Raw genomic sequence first — 17,914 nt, forward strand, 5'->3', positions numbered from 1 at the left:
ATTTGAAATTTAAGGCCTCAACCTTTTCACACCCAAAGCGCTTAATTTCCTTAATGGTTCAAATCTATAAGTAAATTGATTTTCAGGAAAAACAGAAGCTTAAAGATCTCTTGTACTGAAGGTATCTCCTTGGCTCAAATCACCTGTTTCAAAGCCTTTTTTGAACCACTTCATGCGCTGAGCGGAAGTGCCATGAGTAAATGAATCAGGCACCACCCGACCGGTAGCTTGCTTCTGTAGTCGATCATCTCCGATGGCATTGGCAGCGCCAAGCGCCTCTTCTAAGTCACCTGCTTCCATCATTCCTGATGAACGCTGACTGTGATGAGCCCATACTCCAGCCAAAAAATCCGCCTGAAGCTCCAGTCTGACCGAGTTGAGATTGTATTCCTTTTCGCTCACTTTTCCTCGAAGACTATGCACTTGATCAGTGATTCCCATGATCTTTTGGATATGATGTCCCACTTCATGTGCGATCACATAGGCGTAAGCAAAATCGCCACCCGCACGGAGCTTGGTCTCCATCTCTTCAAAAAAGCTCAAATCAATGTAAAGTTTCTCATCGGCTGGACAATAAAAAGGCCCCGTAGCACTGCTGGCTGAGCCACAAGCTGATGAAACCGAACCCGTAAAAAGTACCAGGGTGGGTTCGCGGTAGTTGTCCATGAGTTCATTCCAGACTGTCTCTGTATCTCCTAGAATAGTCGCAGAAAAGGCCGCAAGCTCTTCCTCTTCAGCTGTGGGTGAATAAGTGGACTCTGAAGTCAACCCCTGTCCGCCGCCACCGCCAAGCAATCCTCCGAGCAAATTGAGCGGATTGTAACCCATGATCATCGAGCCTACAATGAATACCCCAGCGATGACCATCCCGGTTTTGGAAAACAGCAGCTTAACCAAAGGGCCTAGCAGAAAGGGATTGATTCCCCCTCCACCCATACCTGAGCCACCTTGTCCCCGTCTATCCTCGACATTGGAGCTTTGTCTTCTGCCTTGCCATTTCATAAATAATAAATTTTATTTTAGCTAAAATAAACCAATTTGGAGACTTCGAAATCAAATCGAATCTAAATCACTAATAAAATTTACAAACCCAAAACCTATGAATTTTAAACTGTTTGTATCTGCTCTTGCACTGCTTGTTGCAGTTTCGGCATCTGCCCAGGAAGCTCCCTATCTGGGAACCAAAGCTCCCAAAGGAGCCAAAGTATACCTCGATGGCACTGCCAAGTCCTTGCACAAAAACTGGAAATATTGGGAAGGCCCGAGATTCTCTGCAGAAATGCCTATCAAATGGCCAGAAGTGACAGATCCAGTAGATGTAGGGAAAGCCATCAGTAGCAACGACCCCGCAGGTGCCGGTGGAAAATACGGTGCGGCCGATATTGTGACCAAGGATGAATTCCGGGATTTTGAAGCACATGTGGAATTTTTGATTCAGGACGAAGGCGGCAACAGTGGTGTCTATCTTCAAAACCGCTACGAAATCCAAATCTTGGATGGAGACTACGGACTGCATGGTCTTGCGGCCGTGATCAATGAACACCTTCCTACTTCAGAAGAATACAATGGGGTGGGTAAATGGAATGCTTACGATATCAAATTTAGGGCAGCCCGATTTGAAAACGGTAAGTTGACCGAAAAAGCGCGGGTGACCGTCCATTTCAATGGCGTAAAAATCCACGATGATGTGGAAATCCAACAAGTGTGGGGAGGTCCTAACTCAGGTATTGACGGAGGAAATGATGGCGGCAAAGGAATTACCGATACTCCCGGAGGGCTCAAACTTCAGGCAGAGGGACACAATGTGTTGTATCGGAACATTTGGATAAAGAAGGTGAAGTGATGGGCTTGTAATTGCAAGATGAAATATGAGTAAACTAAAAACCCGACATCAAATGGTGTCGGGTTTTTAGTTTTATTGGATTCAGAATCCTTTTCGAATCGTATCAGCGACTTCCGCCAGTTCCTCAGAAGTCAATTTCAACTTTGGTCTGGTGAAGTTGATATCATCCATTGTCTTCAAAGGAACCAAGTGAATATGAACGTGAGGCACTTCGAGACCAATTACAGCTACTCCGATTCGGGTGCATTTGATTGTCTTGTCCATAACTTTGGCCACTTTTTGTGCAAAAAGATGAAGTCCAGCCAAATCGCTCGGCTCCATATTGAAGATGTAATCCACTTCTTTTTTAGGAACGACCAACACATGACCTTTTACCAAAGGCATGATGTCTAAAAACGCAATGTACTGCTCGTCCTCGGCTATGATTTGGGCTGGGATTTCTCGATTGATGATTTTAGTGAAGATACTTGCCATGATTTTTCCAAAAAAAATCCCGGAACATGCCGGGATAGTTGATTAATAAGTGATATCTAAGATTTCAAATTTAAGCTCGCCAGCAGGTGCATTGATAGTGGCTATCTCTCCGATCGCTTTACCTACTAGTCCCCGGCCAAAAGGTGATGCCAATGAGATTTTACCGGCTTTCAAATCTGCTTCCTCTTCGGAAACCAACTTGTAGCTTACAGTCATGCCGTTCTTGGTGTTTTTGATTTTCACTGTAGACAGAATACCTACTTTGGAGGTATCCATCTGCGAATTATCCAACACTCTGGCATTGCCGACTACTGCTTCCAGCTTGGCTATTTTTAGTTCCAAAAGACCCTGCGCATCTTTGGCAGCATCGTATTCAGCATTTTCACTTAGGTCACCTTTGTCCCTCGCTTCAGCGATTTGCTTGGCGATATCCTGACGACCTTTACCTTTTAATTCTTGAAGCTCGTCCTTCAATTTCTTAAGACCCTCTTCGGTATAATATTGTACTTTTGACATATTTTTTAGCTTTTCGAAAGGCACAAAAAACAAAGTAACGGTCACGTGGCGGAGACCGTTACTTTGTATTTACCTTTTATTTATATGCAAAGATAGGAAAGCTTTCTGACAAAGCAAGTCTTAAAAAAATGTCCCTGCTTTTCAAAAAGCCCTATTTTCAGATTATTCTGCTCGTCTCAACCAGCTACAATACCAATCTCAAACTCGGCTCAACTGGATTGAACAAATGGTAAATCTGCCCTTTTTTAGAAGGACAGAAGCAGGTTAGTTTTCAGTCATTAAACGCCTTCTTTATTTTCTTCACCAGCACCCTATTTATCTTCTCATAGGACTCAAATGTCCAACCTGCGATGTGAGGAGAAAAGATGACATTTTCCCGTTGCGCTAGCTTTTCAAATTCCATTTTCTGTGCCGGGTTAAACTTTTGGAACTTCTCGTTTTCCAACACATCCAACACTGCACCTCTGAGAATTCCCTGATCCAGGGCGGCATTAAGTGTGGCAAAACTGATCACTTCTCCCCTGGCAGTATTGATGAGCCAAATCGGCTTAGCAAAAGAGGAAAGTTGTTCTAAAGTCAGAAAATCACGCGTCTCCGGAGTGAGCGGAACATGAACACTCAAGATGTCTGATTCGGACTTGAGTTTTTCCCAGATGACTTCCTGTACGAGATCGGATCCAAAGTCCATCTTGTACTTATCATAAGCCATGATCTTGACCCCAAAACCACTCAGTCGCTTGGAAAAAGCCCTACCCATATTGCCAAAACCCAAGATTCCGACTGTTTTACCCTTGAGTTCATGACCTCGGTTTCCCTCTCTGTCCCAGATCCCCTTTCGAACCTCTGTGTCAGCTTTGATCACCTGATTGAAGAGCGCAAGCAATCCGCCTAGCGCATGCTCAGCAACTGCGTCTCGGTTGCCTTTAGCTGCGTGAAAAAGCTTCACTCCCCTTTCCACCATGTAATCCAAATCGATTTGATCCAAACCTGCTCCTGCTCTTCCGATAAACTTCAGGTTGACGGCCTTTTCCAGAAGCTCACGATCCATGGGAGTTTTGGACCGAATGATCAGCCCATCAAATTCTGCCACAGCGTTCAAAATCTCCTCCCGGGTGATTTTTGGAAAATAGGCAACCTCATGGCCCAGTTTGGCAAGCATCTCAATGATGCTGGGATGCATTTCATCAATAATTAAAATCTTCATTTTACTACAAATTCAAAAGAGACATGGCCACCAAAAAGTAAACTGCCAATCCAAGCAAATCATTGGCTGTGGTAATGAAGGGTCCTGAAGCCAAGGCTGGATTAATTCCGAATCTGTCCAGTACCAAAGGGGTGAAAGTGCCCATAAAAGACGCCAAAAGAACGACTGAAAAAAGCGCAATAGAGACAACCAAGGCAAATTTGACCTCATTGCCATAAAACAAGACCACCATCCCAAATACAAACAAGGCCAATATCAGTCCATTTAAAACGGCTACGGTGAGCCCCTTGATAAACCTCCGGGAAAGACTGTCATCGAAGGCCGATTTATTGGCCAGCGACTGGACTATAAGTGTCGATGATTGGATACCTACATTTCCTCCTGTTGCAGTAATGAGAGGAATGAAAAATGCCAGTGCAGTGACTTTGGATAAGCCTTCTTCAAAAAAACCTATAAATCCAGCTCCCAAGAGCCCTCCGATGATTCCGATCATCAACCACGGAAGTCGAGCTTTGGTGAGTTTATAGACACTGTCGTATTCATCTACTTGATCCGAGATACCGGACATAGCCTGAATATCCTCATCGGCCTCCTCCTGCACGACGTCCAAAATATCATCGACGGTGATTCTCCCGACCAGCTTGTTCTTTGCATTGATTACCGGCACGGATTCCAAATCGTATTTCCGCATGACAGAAGCGACTTCCTCTTGGTCCATGTGGACAGGAACAGAGATCACATCTTCGTCGTAGATATGCTCTATTTTGGTATCGGAGGCAGCAAGGATGATTTTCTTTAGCGAAACTCTTCCCAGCAAATGCTGCCGATTATCTACCACATAGATGGAATAAATTTTTTCAACATTCTCAGCTTGGCGTCGGATCTCATTGATAGTCTGGAGAATATTCCAGTTTTTATTGGCCCGGATAAATTCCTTAGCCATGATCCCACCAGCCGTGTCTTCCTCATAGCGGAGGAGTTCGAGGACCTGCTCTGATTTGACTTTGTCCTGAAAATCCGAGATGACTTCCTCCCGGTCTTTTTCAGAGAGCAGGTTTAAAATATCGGCTCCATCATCGGAGTCCATCAATTCTATCCAGGCTGCGATTTCGGAGTTTTCTATTTCCCGGAGCACCTTTACCAGCGATACCTCATCCAGTTCGATCAGGATGTCTGCTGCAAGTTGATTATCCAATAGGCGTAAGACATACACAGACTCCTGCATGCTAAGCTCATCGAGAATAGCTGCAATGTCAGCGACGTTTACACCATCAAGGGAGTCTCTGATAAAGTCAACATCTTCCTGCTCGATCCCCAACTGGAGACTTTCCAGGTATTCTTTGGATAGTTCAAATTGCTTAATTGCCTCCACGTCCTTTTTCGATTTGTTGGGTCAAAAACACAAAATCCGCTACATCCAATTGCTCCGCACGCTTATCCAAAATCGGGTTTGATTTGAAATCCTCTGTAAACTCAAAAGACTTCAGCGCATTTCTGAGGGTTTTTCTGCGCGTACTGAATCCTCCTTTGACCACTTTGAAAAATAGCTTTTCATCGCAATCTAGTTTTTCTACTGCATTCCTTGTCAGCCGAATTACTCCTGAGTTGACCTTGGGAGGCGGGTTAAACACGCCAGGAGGCACTGTAAACAGGTATTCGATATCATACCAAGCCTGAAGCAATACTGAGAGGATTCCATAATCCTTGTTTCCTTTGGGTGAAGCTATTCTTTGGGCAACCTCCTTTTGAAGCATGCACACGACCTCAGTTACCCGATCTTTTTCTTCAAGTACTTTGAAGAAAATCTGGGAAGAAATATTGTATGGAAAATTCCCAGCTATAGAATACTTGTCTGGAAGCACTCGCGAGGCATCGTATTTCAAATAATCCCCTTCAATGATCCGCTCCCCTAGTTCTGGATATTTCTTTTGCAGGTAAGCTATACTTTCCCTGTCAATTTCAATGAGATAAAGCTCCTGGGGATTTCTCAACAGGAAATCAGTCAGAACCCCCATTCCGGGGCCGATTTCAAGCACTTTATCCACTCCATCATGACCTTTGACTGCCTGGGCGATTCGCTCGGCAATGCTCAAATCAGTCAGGAAATGCTGTCCAAGATGCTTTTTAGGTTTGACTTTTTCCATCCTTTGGCTGAGATAAATTTTTATAACTTGCGAACCTAAAATTAAGGGAATATTCCTAAAGGTTCGGGAAATTTGTCCTGTCCTTCCAATCCAGTAGACCAAAATATGAACGCCAAAAAACAAAAACCTATCATAGGAATCAGTATCGGAGACATCAACGGTATCGGTGTAGAAGTAACCCTTAAAGCTCTGGCAGACAGTAGAGTCTATAAGTCATTCACTCCGGTGATCTATGGTCATGGTAAGGTGATCACTTTCTACCGAAAGCTGATGAGTTTGGAGGATTTTAATTTTACCCAAATCCGTACTTTGGATGAAATCCAACACCGCAAGATCAATGTGATCAATGTGATGGAGGAATCGCCTGAGGTCATCCCAGGAGTAGAAACAACTGAGGCAGCAAAAATGGCCCTGGAGGCGCTCAAGGCAGCAGTAGCTGATCTGAAAGACCGCAAAATACAAGCCTTGGTCACTGCACCTTTGAATAAAAATAACCTGAACACAGCCGATTTTCATTTTATAGGACATACGGAATTCATCACGGATTTTGTGGGAGCAAAAGAAAGCCTGATGATGATGGTGGACGAATCACTCCGCGTCGCTATGGTCACAGGACATGTGCCATTGGCAAAAGTACCACAGACAGTCACAAAGGAGCGAATTCAGAAAAAAGCCACGATTTTTTTAACCAGCCTTGAGAAAGATTTCGGGATCAGCAAGCCGAAAATTGCGATTCTAGGTCTGAATCCACATGCTGGAGAAGATGGCCTTTTGGGTGAAGAAGAGGAGAAAATCATCAAGCCAGCCATCAAAGAGCTGAAAGACCAAAACAAATATGTCTTCGGACCTTATCCTGCCGATGGCTTTTTTGGCATGATGCACCAGACCAAGTTTGATGGGGTACTTGCCATGTATCATGACCAGGGATTGATACCGTTTAAGTCGATCGCATTCAGCTCAGGAGTCAACTTCACTGCCGGACTGCCAGTCATTCGTACCTCACCAGATCATGGTACTGCGTATAATATTGCAGGAAAAAATATCGCAGATGAGGGTTCAATGCGTGCGGCACTGATGCTTGCCTCGGACATCATCCAGCAGCATGAAGCTGGAGAAGATACAGAATAAGCTAATTTTAAGAAGAAAAATGAATGAGAACCAAATATAATTTCAGGTTCTGTTTTAGCTATTTTAAAATAATACCTACATTTGCGGTCTTAAATCGGGAGGACAAATCGTGAAATTCTGGAAAACCTTTGATATTGAAGTAATTAAGTTCAAAGAAGGAAGGCACGAAATTGACTTCGAAATTGGAGATCGATTCTTCCAAAACTTCGAAGACAACGAAATCGTCGAGAAGGGCAACTTGGCTGTACGGGCCATTTTGGACAAAGGAGCGAATGTAATTGAAGTCAATTTTCACATAAAAGGGACTGTACAATTAACCTGCGACCGAAGCTTGGAAGTATTTGATCATCCTTTGGATTTTTCCGAAAAGATGATTTATAAGTACGGATCCGAGGAAAAAGAAATTGATGAGGACGTCTTCATGATCACACGGGATACTCCAGTGATCAATGTTGCGCAATTGATCTACGAATTCATTCTACTGGCTCTTCCCCTGAAAAAGATCCACCCTGACCATCGAAATGAATTGGATGACGAGGAATTGGAAGCTGAAGGAGGATATGTCTACATCGATGATGAATTGGATGCTGAAGCGGATAATCCTGAGTCACATGAAGAAGAAACAAAACCTATCGATCCACGGTGGGAACAATTAATGAAACTTAAAAACAAAGAATAATCATAAACCACGCATAAAATGGCACATCCTAAACGAAAAATTTCGAAAACCAGAAGAGATAAAAGAAGAACTCATTATAAACTGGAAGCTCCGGGAATGGCAAAATGTCCAACTACCGGCGAAATGCACTTGCCACACAGAGCTTTTTGGCTTGAAGGCAAATTGTACTACAAAGGACAAGTAATCATCGAGAAAGAAGTTAGAGCTTAATTCTAGCCTCCGATACATTTATTAAAATCCATTCCTTCAAAGGAATGGATTTTTTATTTCCCAAAACTGAAAGAAGCTGACTTGCAGTGACTTGGATCGCAGATTGTTTCTTGGTTTTGGTGGACACAAGGCATTGTGCTATTTTTGGCTTTTCTTAGGATTTTCCGAGAAAAATATAAACCCAGTATGAGGTCTTTATCCACTTAAATTCCTCTATCAAATCTACAAGAATGGATAAAATCAGAGCCAAAATCACCGGAATCCAAGGTTATGTTCCGGAGTATAGATTGACAAATGCAGAACTTGAAAAACTTGTAGAGACCAATGACGAGTGGATCACTTCCCGAACAGGCATCAAGGAGCGAAGAATCCTGAAAGGCGAAAATCAGGGTACTTCTGTCATGGCAGTCGAGGCGGTAAAAGGGCTATTGGAAAAAACCAATACCGATCCCCTGGATATCGAAATGATCATCTGTGCTACAGTTACGCCTGATCTACCTTTTCCTGCTACAGCCAATATCATTGCCGATAAAGTCGGAGCCAAAAAAAGCTTCAGCTTTGATGTTGCAGCTGCCTGTTCTGGCTTTTTATATGCACTTCAGGTTGGTTCTCAATTTATTCAGTCTGGTACTCACAAGAAAGTAATCATCGTCGGAGCAGATAAGATGTCTGCAATCGTCGACTACCAAGACCGAACGACCTGTATTCTTTTTGGCGACGGAGCTGGTGCAGTATTGCTTGAAGCCACTACCGAAGAAGAAGGTGTAATCGACGCTATCTTGAAATCAGACGGTTCGGGTGAGCCTTACCTCCACATGAAAGCAGGAGGTAGCCGTCGTCCTGCCACTCCGGAATCTGTGGCTGCCCGTGAGCATTTTGCCTATCAGGAGGGTGCATCCGTTTTCAAATTTGCGGTGACAAACATGGCTGACGTCAGTGCTGAAGTCATGGAAAGAAATGGCCTGAAAGGCGAAGATGTTGCTTGGCTGGTGCCTCACCAAGCCAACAAGCGAATCATCGATGCCACTGCAAACCGAATGGGCATCGGACCTGAAAAAGTCATGATGAACATCGAGCGGTATGGAAATACTACTGCAGCCACCATTCCTCTTTGTCTCTGGGAATATGAAAGCCAACTGAAAAAAGGTGATAACCTCATCTTGGCGGCATTTGGAGGGGGATTTACATGGGGATCGATCTATCTCAAATGGGCTTACGATCCAAAAAATTAAAACTCAAAATTCAATCAAATATCACTTATGGCAAGTACTGCAGATTTTAAGAATGGACTCTGTCTGGAAATGAATAACGATATCTATTCCATCGTAGAATTCCAGCACGTAAAACCAGGAAAAGGAGCAGCTTTCGTCCGAACAAAATTAAAAAGTCTGAGAACAGGGAAAACTTTGGACAAAACCTTCAACGCAGGAGAGAAAGTCACCACAGCGCGGGTTGAAAAACGTCCCTTTCAGTTTTTATATGCCGACGAGATGGGATATAATTTCATGAACACAGAAACTTTTGAGCAAATCTCTTTGGAAGAGCGATTGATCGAAAGACCAAAGCTCCTGAAAGACGGTCAAAACGTCGACATTCTTGTTCATGATGAAACTGAGACTCCCCTTTCGGTAGAATTGCCTCCTTTTGTAGAGCTGATGATCACTTATACTGAGCCCGGAATCAAAGGAGATACGGCCACCAATGCATTAAAACCTGCCATTCTTGAAACCGGTGCTACAGTTATGGTGCCTCTATTTGTAGAGCAGGACATCATGATCAAGGTGGATACCCGGGATGGATCCTATTCCGAAAGAGTAAAATAACTTGTAATTGGCTGTGTGATTTCTTTAAATTACACAGCTTTATTGTTTTTAAACACATCGAGAAATGTCTCGGCACATTTCAACTAACTAAAACCCTATGAAAGCTAAAGAGATCCAGGAATTGATCGATTACATCTCCAATTCCGGCCTTGCAGAGGTCAAAATCAAAACTGAGGAATTCGAACTTTCCATAAAAAAATATGCTGAGTCTGCGCAAATTGTACACGCGCCTGCTCCGGCAGCTCCTGCCCCAGTTGCAGCGCCGGCTCCTGTAGCGGCAGCTCCAGCTCCTGCGGCTGCTCCTGCCCCGGCAGCTACCCCTTCCAATTTGGTAGAGATTAAGTCCCCAATGATCGGGACATTTTACTTGACACCTAACCCTGATTCAGCTCCATTTGCCACAGAGGGCTCCTCTATCAAGGCTGGGCAGACCGTTTGTATCATTGAAGCTATGAAGCTTTTCAACGAAATCGAATCAGAGGTATCAGGCAAAATAGTCAAAATCCTTGTCGCCAATGCTACTCCTGTAGAATACGATCAGCCTTTGTTCCTAGTAGACCCGGCTGGTTGATTTTTTCACTTAACCAAATTAGACCGTGTTTAAAAAAATATTGATAGCTAACCGTGGAGAAATTGCGCTCCGGATCATCCGTACCTGCAAGGAAATGGGGATCAAAACGGTTGCAGTATATTCTACTGCCGATAAGGACAGTTTACATGTCAGATTTGCTGATGAGGCAGTCTGCATTGGACCTGCACCTAGCAGGGAATCCTACCTGAATATCCCGAGAATCATTGCAGCAGCTGAAATCACCAATGCGGATGCGATACATCCAGGGTATGGTTTCCTATCCGAGAATGCAGAATTCTCAAGAATTTGTGAAGAATATAACATCAAATTCATCGGCGCCTCCCCAGACATGATCTCTAAAATGGGCGATAAGGCTACTGCCAAAGCTACCATGAAAGCTGCTGGAGTGCCTACCATCCCAGGATCAGAAGGTTTGATCGACACCATCGAACAAGGCTTAAAACTAGCCAATGAGATGGGCTATCCGATTATCCTCAAAGCTACCGCTGGTGGCGGTGGACGGGGCATGCGAATCGTCCGAGAAGACAAAGATTTCAAAAAAGCTTGGGATGATGCCAAGATGGAATCTGGAGCAGCCTTTGGTAACGATGGGCTCTATCTCGAAAAATATGTAGAAGAGCCACGCCATATTGAGATTCAGATCATCGGAGACAAGACTGGTAAGGCCTGTCACCTATCCGAAAGAGATTGCTCGATACAACGGCGTCACCAGAAACTGGTCGAGGAAACGCCCTCCCCATTCATTACTGATGAACTCCGTGATGCCATGGGCAAAGCGGCAATTAAAGGAGCCGAAGCAATCGGATACGAAGGTGCCGGAACGATCGAGTTTCTCGTGGATAAAGACCGCAACTTCTACTTCATGGAAATGAATACCCGAATCCAGGTTGAGCATCCGATTACGGAAGAGGTGACAGATTTTGATCTGATCAAAGAGCAAATCAAAGTGGCTGCCGGCGAAACGATCTCGGGCCGAAACTACTACCCAAAGTTGTTTGCCATGGAGTGTAGAATAAATGCCGAGGACGTAGCTCATGGATTCAGACCAAGCCCAGGGAAAATACTGAATTTGCACATTCCGGGAGGACGAGGCGTAAGGGTGGACTCTCACGTTTATGCTGGATATGTGATTCCTCCAAATTACGACTCCATGATTGCAAAGCTCATCGTGAGTGGTCAGTCAAGAGAAGAAGTAATTGTGAGAATGAAGCGGGCCTTGGAAGAGTTTGTGATCGATGGAATAAAGACCACGATTCCTTTCCACATTGCATTATTGGAGAATGAGCAGTTCAAAGAAGGAAACTTCACCACGAAATTTCTTGAAACGTTTGACTTCTCTGTCGTAAGGCATTGATTTAAAGAATTTACAAAGAAAAAGCCGCTCCGAAGAGCGGCTTTTTCTTTTTCAATCCACCTGAACTCAAGTCTGATTTTAGTTGCTTTCCTCAAAATAACATCAAGGATCTATCTGCACTCTTCTTTGGACTTTTTCGAAAGATGAGTTTCCAAAAACCCAGGCCTCGATCACCCATGTCCCTGCCGTATCAAATCTAATTTCATGGGTGGGTGTTCTTCCCCGATAAAAAGACAGGCCTGAGTCTAGGTATTGGAGGGCGTTTCCACTGATCTGTTGGGTTGCTCTTCTGGTAAAATCCGGCCGTCTTGGCACACTCAAATCAGCCAGAAAGTAGCGATCCTTACCTAGGTTATTTTTAAGAAAAAACTCGTTGTTTTTGGTGTAAACTACAATCAAACCATCCCCAACAGCTTCCCCAAGATTGGTGGTTTCAACGGTTGATTTGTTGTAGTACAATTCAATCCGATCCACGCTGACTAGGTCCAAATTCCAAAATTCTTCCAGCGAAAGTACCTTGTAAAAATCCACTAAAACCAAGGGCTTTTTATTGAATTTGACTGCCTGATTGTCTGTATTGGCAATATACAATTCTTTGTAATCCTGAACCTTGGACTTCTTGAGTCTTACTTGAGGGACCACCTCTTTCAAAAAAGCCTCCAAGTCCCGAAACTCAAAGTAATCCTCAATATGATATACTTTGTCGGCCTCAAAGGGAGATTGAAGCGCCACTACTTCTTCAGCTATTTCAAAATTCTCCTTATACAATCGTCGGTTGACCAGTGGATCCAACAGGACATCCGGTAAAAAATAGGAGAAGCCGGATTTGCTTACCGCACTTTTAAAACGCTGATCCATGGCTATAGACCAAGGCTTGTAATCAAACATTGGACTGTAGTCTTTCACCAGCAAAGGATCTTCTATTGGCTGATGCAAAGCTGTAATTAAATCAGGATCAGCAGTTTTGCTGGTGAGATTGATCCAGTTTGGGTGATTTAAAAGTGCGACAAAATCAGAAATCAAAGGATCTGAGAGCTCCTTTGCCATGACCAAGCCATCATGATATTGCTCCGAAAAGTCCACTAAATTTAAGTCTAACGCCTCTCCTACAGTACCTTTGGAAGTAATGGAAATCTCTCCCTGACTTTTAGCCGGAACTTGAACCCGATAGGTCCACAGCAATTTTCCTGAGGGATCAAGGACAGAAATATCGAATGAATTGAGTGCTTCGTACACTTGTCTATCCAGCTCAACCCGAGTCGAATCGACACCTAGCTCTTCTAAAATCATCCAATCGGTATGTGTGACTATTTTGAGGCCTTTTCCAGGCATTTCTTTGGTGACCAACGTAAAATCAGACGGATCCCAAAACCATTTTTGCGCTGAAATTTGAAAACTGGAATTCCTGTAGACAATGGTATATCCTGATTCAGGCTTTATGCTCGACAACGTTTTTTTAAGGGGAGGTACTGCCTCCAAAACTTCAAGAGTATTTCCCCTGGAATCTTGAATTTCGATCACCTCAGCCCGATCAGAGGTATGAAATAGGCTGATGGAGGCATTTTCAAACGGGACTTTTTCCCAAAATAGGGCTGGATTTCCTTGGGCTCTTGGAGTTGTGGAATTTGCCACCAAAAACTCTCTTTTGGCTATGGGAAAGTCCTCAAAATTGGCCATCCATTTGGAATAAATCAGCAGGGAAAAAACACCGGTGACACTATTCTCAGGGATAAAAAAATCACCATAAATCAGGTCTTCGCCAGTGAGCAGCATCTTCTCCTGGTGAATGGTATTCCCCTCGCCATCCAAGACCTGAATGTAGGCCAACTTGCTGTATCGATAACTGCTGTGGTTTTTCAATAGTTTGGCTGCAAACCAAACCCTGTCACCCGAGAGGTATATATCCTGATCGGTGACGAGGACAAAATTTTCCAACTCTACTTCAGGCAGCTGTTGGTTCTGCCCGAAAGAATTAAAGTAAAAGAAAATTGAAAAGAAGAATGTTAGCGTAATTTTCATTGTCTAAATGCTGGCGGTCTAATCGTGGTAGCGTCTAAGTAAACTTCCAGGCATGATGCTTCTACAGGTGGCAAGGGTTCAATCGAATGATTGAGCTCCAATGCCTCACTTCGGATTTGTGTCCGAAAGAGTAACTTCTCATAGGAGCTTTCCTGAAAGAGAAAAAAACTTCCCAGGACCAGCTGGTTCTCATCCCCTCTCTTTGTAATATTTCCTTTGATGCGGGAAGGTGCCGGATCAAAAATACTCCCTGAGTTACGCTGCTGTTCATCTATTTGATTGAGGTAATCATAACTGGACTTATTGACAGTTTTGACCTTTGTGTTTACCAAAAATCTACCCAGAGTACTCAGTGATATTTCACCCAAAGACAAGCCAAAACTCCGGCCCTGAAATGGTTCATTGGAAACTACGTTCATTCCTGCAAAAATATTTGGAACATTCTCATAGCAGGTGCAGGCACAGTTGTCTATGTTGGCTGTGGTATATAATTCAGTGATGCCGGAAGATTCGATCAGATAGCCCAATTCTCCCTCCCCTGGATCTGAAATCACCGCCTGGATATCGGCAAAAGTTCTTGTCTGAATAAATTGGCTTTGACCGGTGGCAATAAGTACTTGTTTCTCAAAGGCCTGCCCTACCACATCTTCGATTTGGACGAGTGGCGGCATCTTTTCCCAGCTACTCTCATATATTTCTCCATCAGCTGTCTCCACCACCAACCGATAGTCTCTGCCCGATACCGGATCAAAACTGGTAGACTGACGAAAAATATTTTGCTCTATTTGACTGAAAAGAATATCCTCACCGACACCTTGTTCGATTACTACTGACTTCACGGGTACAGGGACAAAATTAGGGTTAAGGACCCCCGAGATATAGGCACTGGTTTGATAGACTTTGACATAGGTGTCCTCAGGGTTATTTCCTATCCATGCCTCGATGACCATTGCCTGATTTGACTCCTCTAAAGCAATATTAATTTCATCCACACAGGAGGCAAGACCCAAAAAGCTTACCCACAAAACTATCCTTTGAATATGATTGATCATCGAATGGAGAAATTATACGTGAGGGAAGGGACTACGGTGCCAATTACAGCCAGTCGATAGGATTTCGGTATCCCCTGCTCAGGAGAGGGCTGAAAGAACCAAGAAAATGCATTTCGCCTCGCATACAGGTTATAAAATGAAAGACTGATGGAGCTTTTGTAATTGCTGTTTTTACGCTGATAAAAATAGTAAGTCATCCCCATGTCCAACCGATGGTAATCAGGGATTCTGGCTTGATTGCGCTCCTGATAGTCAATTACGATATTTCCGCCGATGTCATAGATGCCACTGGGTAGCGTGATAGGTCGACCGGTTCTGTAATTAAATGTTGCATTGAAAGAAATTCTCCTGACTGGCTGCCAAGAAGCCACGACTGTAATGTCGTGAGGCTGATCCCAGTTAGCAGGGAAATACTCTCCCTGATTGACGGCATCACCAAGTTGGGTTTCTACTTTCCTAAGCGTCCTACTAAAGGTGTAGGATACCCAGCCGTTGATTTTCCCTGAATTCTTTTTGATCAAAAATTCCGAACCATAGGCATATCCAGAACCCATCACCAAATCTGTTTCCAGGGTGGGATTCAGGAATAACTGGGCTCCGTCTAGGTATTCTACAATACTCGGCATGTCTTTGTAATACACCTCCACGGAGGTTTCGATCTTGTTCTGATTCATGTTCTTATAAAAACCCAATGCATACTGCCAAGCCTCCTGAGGACCAATAAACCCATCACTGAGCTTCCAAAGGTCTACAGGTGCAGAGGCAAAATTATTGGTCAATAAGTGCAAATATTGTAAGCTTCGGTTGATGGAACCTTTGACCGAAAAGTCCTCTGAAATGGCATAACGTACTGTCAATCTAGGCTCAAATCCTCCATATGATTTAATCAGCTCTCCCGATTGATAAAAGGTCGTATCACGGATTGACTCCAGTTCCATTGGCACTCCTTCTTCATATTCGTATACCTGTCTTTCGCCCAGGGCAAAAAAGCGGGAATACCTCAAGCCTAGTTGTCCTTGTAATTTATCGGATAGTTTCCAAGGCACCTGAAAATACACGGCACTTTCGATACCTCTTTCATCCTGGATCGCCACTGGTTCAATCAAGGATTCTTCCGAATTGGGAATTAGATCTCCCATGCCCATTTGATAGGAATTCACCTGGAACCCAAACTGTAAACCCTCCAGCTTTTCTCCGGACCATTCAAACTGCTGCTGAATTCCCAAAAAATCGATCGAAGAGCGTAATTTGAATTCCAGCGGACTTGCTTCGCCAAAAACTGAATATCGGTAGCTCGAATAGCTCAGGTTGGTTTCACTGCCAAAAAAATCCCCCCAATAAGCCTTCCATTTCAAACTGGCCAAATTGGTCTGCCAAGAATACGCGGTATCTGCACCAAACCTGAAATAATCCGAGCTGGTGTAAGCACTGATCAAAAGGCTATTCCTATCATTGATCCGATGGTCAAGCCTGAGGTTGGCATCTTGAAAATTAGTCGCACTTTCATTGATTCCAGTATTGGGAATCCGTCTCAGAATCCATGTAGGATAGGCTGCCCTTACGGTAGCCATGATCTGGGTTTTATCAGTGATCGGACCGTTTATCCCTAAGCGACTGGACAGGAAGCCAATCCCACCATTCAGATACCAGTCCTCAGTGTCTCCGGATTGGGTTTTAATATCTAATACCGAACTTAATCGTCCTCCATATTGAGCAGGTATATCACCCTTGTAAAGCGTCGCGTCATTGATGGCATCTTGATTGAAGATGCTGAAAAAACCGAACATGTGGGAAGGATTGAACACCGGAGCTCCATCCATCAGAATCAGGTTTTGATCCACTCCTCCTCCCCGGACATTAAATCCAGAAGCGCCTTCCCCCACTGTAGACACCCCAGGTAAAAGCAGCATGCTTTTCACCACATCTACTTCACCAAGCAGAGGAGGGAGAAGTTTCAGCTCTTCCATTGGAATACGGGTAGCTCCTGGCAGCGTACTCATGACATTGGCATCGATAGCTCGATCTGTCACTGTAACCAAGTCCAGTTCGCTCACTGATTCAAATAAGGTTACATCAAGTTCCTGATCTCGGTACACTTTGATGATTTTTTGTTCGGTTTGCTTTCCCATTGAGCTGAAATAGCCAATGTAGGTTCCCTCCGGAACTTGAACTGAAAACTCTCCTTTTTCATCCGTCAAGGCAGCAAGTTCGAGTTGAGGAATCGAGAAAAGCCCTCCAGGTATAAATGTCTTCATTTCATTGTCCCGGATACGACCTTTCACCTCATAAATGGCCTTTTCGGTGTGCTTTTCCAGAGAATCTGCTCGATCGTAGTACTTATCTCTTAAAAATTTGGGATAAATCACCACATACTTTTCCCTGAATGTGAAAAAAGCATAATCTGTATTTTCGGTCAGTGCTGATGGGAGGTTTTTAAGGACCAGGCCCTCCGCAGAATTCAGCCCTGAAAGATCCTTTTCCAGAACCAAAATCCGCTGACCTGTCAACTGGAAATAGGATTCCAATTGTCGTGCAAACTCATTTTCATCTGACTTCACTTGAGCTGAGCCATAGAAAATGAAAGTCATGCACGTCAAAAACGTGAAAAATAACTTCATCTAATAGTTGGTAGTATTCGTATTGACAATAAAACTGTAGAAAGTATTATTTCTTAGTAGAAAGAAATAGAGATTCGGTAATTATAGATTTCAAGTGGTAATCCCGACAAAGGTATAGGTAGAACTAGACACCAAATCTGGCTTGAATGAACAAAAGCTGAAACAAAACTACAAGAGCGCCGGTGAATCTTTAACGAGGCATAGATCTTCGAGTCATTCCTCAAAAAATTCATTCCTTTTGGGAAGAAACAAAAAAAA

The 17,914-nt window shown here is 43.7% G+C and carries 17 protein-coding genes; 8 read left to right on the plus strand and 9 right to left on the minus strand.

Annotated features, from left to right (window positions below):
* Positions 1-99: 99 nt before the first annotated feature.
* The gene (ypfJ, locus tag DK188_RS06515) at positions 100-1,002 is read right to left on the minus strand and encodes a KPN_02809 family neutral zinc metallopeptidase (RefSeq protein WP_111670001.1); all 903 of its coding nucleotides are present in this window, start codon (positions 1,000-1,002) and stop codon (positions 100-102) included.
* A 97-nt stretch (positions 1,003-1,099) separates the two neighbouring features.
* On the opposite strand from ypfJ, the gene DK188_RS06520 reads away from it, so the two are divergent.
* Positions 1,100-1,843, plus strand: coding sequence for a 3-keto-disaccharide hydrolase (locus DK188_RS06520; RefSeq protein ID WP_111670002.1), 744 nt, complete (start codon positions 1,100-1,102; stop codon positions 1,841-1,843).
* An 81-nt stretch (positions 1,844-1,924) separates the two neighbouring features.
* Here the strand turns inward: DK188_RS06520 and DK188_RS06525 are convergent, their stop codons facing one another.
* From DK188_RS06525 to rsmA, 5 genes are all read right to left on the minus strand, one after another.
* On the minus strand, positions 1,925-2,317 hold the full coding sequence (locus DK188_RS06525; RefSeq protein ID WP_111670003.1) for an HIT family protein: 393 nt from the start codon (positions 2,315-2,317) through the stop codon (positions 1,925-1,927).
* 42 nt (positions 2,318-2,359) lie between these two features.
* A complete protein-coding gene (gene greA / locus DK188_RS06530; RefSeq protein WP_111670004.1) occupies positions 2,360-2,833 on the minus strand; it encodes a transcription elongation factor GreA in 474 nt (157 codons plus the stop codon).
* A 271-nt stretch (positions 2,834-3,104) separates the two neighbouring features.
* Entirely contained in the window at positions 3,105-4,037 is a 933-nt protein-coding gene (locus tag DK188_RS06535; protein WP_111670005.1) for a 2-hydroxyacid dehydrogenase, read from the minus strand.
* A 4-nt stretch (positions 4,038-4,041) separates the two neighbouring features.
* Complete coding sequence (gene mgtE / locus DK188_RS06540) at positions 4,042-5,409, minus strand: magnesium transporter (protein WP_111670006.1); 1,368 nt, start codon at positions 5,407-5,409, stop codon at positions 4,042-4,044.
* Positions 5,396-6,181, minus strand: a complete 786-nt coding sequence (rsmA, locus tag DK188_RS06545) for a 16S rRNA (adenine(1518)-N(6)/adenine(1519)-N(6))-dimethyltransferase RsmA (protein ID WP_111670007.1) — start codon at positions 6,179-6,181, stop codon at positions 5,396-5,398. Before rsmA ends, mgtE begins: the two co-directional genes overlap by 14 nt.
* A 105-nt stretch (positions 6,182-6,286) precedes the next feature.
* Here rsmA and pdxA point away from each other — a divergent pair, with 105 nt between their 5' ends.
* The 7 genes from pdxA (at position 6,287) to accC (ending at position 11,967) form a co-directional block, all read left to right on the plus strand.
* Complete coding sequence (gene pdxA / locus DK188_RS06550) at positions 6,287-7,309, plus strand: 4-hydroxythreonine-4-phosphate dehydrogenase PdxA (protein ID WP_111670008.1); 1,023 nt, start codon at positions 6,287-6,289, stop codon at positions 7,307-7,309.
* Between the two features lie 109 nt (positions 7,310-7,418).
* Entirely contained in the window at positions 7,419-7,988 is a 570-nt protein-coding gene (locus DK188_RS06555) for a YceD family protein (protein WP_111670009.1), read from the plus strand.
* Between the two features lie 18 nt (positions 7,989-8,006).
* Positions 8,007-8,198 carry a 50S ribosomal protein L32 gene (gene rpmF, locus DK188_RS06560; protein ID WP_111670010.1) on the plus strand — a complete coding sequence of 64 codons (192 nt, stop codon included), beginning with the start codon at positions 8,007-8,009 and terminating at the stop codon, positions 8,196-8,198.
* Between the two features lie 230 nt (positions 8,199-8,428).
* A complete protein-coding gene (locus tag DK188_RS06565) occupies positions 8,429-9,430 on the plus strand; it encodes a beta-ketoacyl-ACP synthase III (RefSeq protein WP_111670011.1) in 1,002 nt (333 codons plus the stop codon).
* 27 nt (positions 9,431-9,457) lie between these two features.
* Positions 9,458-10,021, plus strand: a complete 564-nt coding sequence (gene efp, locus DK188_RS06570) for an elongation factor P (RefSeq protein ID WP_111670012.1) — start codon at positions 9,458-9,460, stop codon at positions 10,019-10,021.
* Positions 10,022-10,118: 97 nt separating this feature from the next.
* A complete protein-coding gene (gene accB / locus DK188_RS06575; protein WP_111670013.1) occupies positions 10,119-10,592 on the plus strand; it encodes an acetyl-CoA carboxylase biotin carboxyl carrier protein in 474 nt (157 codons plus the stop codon).
* A gap of 25 nt (positions 10,593-10,617) precedes the next feature.
* Positions 10,618-11,967 (plus strand): acetyl-CoA carboxylase biotin carboxylase subunit, encoded by a 1,350-nt coding sequence (gene accC / locus DK188_RS06580; RefSeq protein WP_111670014.1) that lies wholly within the window; start codon positions 10,618-10,620, stop codon positions 11,965-11,967.
* Between the two features lie 102 nt (positions 11,968-12,069).
* On the opposite strand, the gene DK188_RS06585 is transcribed toward accC, so the two are convergent.
* From DK188_RS06585 to DK188_RS06595, 3 genes are read right to left on the minus strand one after another with little or no spacing between them, the layout of a single operon-like run.
* Positions 12,070-13,986: a hypothetical protein gene (locus DK188_RS06585; protein WP_111670015.1), complete on the minus strand. Its 1,917-nt coding sequence runs from the start codon at positions 13,984-13,986 to the stop codon at positions 12,070-12,072.
* Positions 13,983-15,038 carry a DUF4249 domain-containing protein gene (locus DK188_RS06590; protein WP_111670016.1) on the minus strand — a complete coding sequence of 352 codons (1,056 nt, stop codon included), beginning with the start codon at positions 15,036-15,038 and terminating at the stop codon, positions 13,983-13,985. The genes DK188_RS06585 and DK188_RS06590 overlap by 4 nt, the downstream gene beginning before the upstream one ends.
* Positions 15,035-17,656 carry a TonB-dependent receptor gene (locus tag DK188_RS06595; protein WP_111670017.1) on the minus strand — a complete coding sequence of 874 codons (2,622 nt, stop codon included), beginning with the start codon at positions 17,654-17,656 and terminating at the stop codon, positions 15,035-15,037. Before DK188_RS06595 ends, DK188_RS06590 begins: the two co-directional genes overlap by 4 nt.
* Positions 17,657-17,914 lie beyond the last annotated feature (258 nt).

Source organism: Algoriphagus litoralis, assembly GCF_003259255.1.
GTDB classification, from domain to species: domain Bacteria; phylum Bacteroidota; class Bacteroidia; order Cytophagales; family Cyclobacteriaceae; genus Algoriphagus; species Algoriphagus litoralis.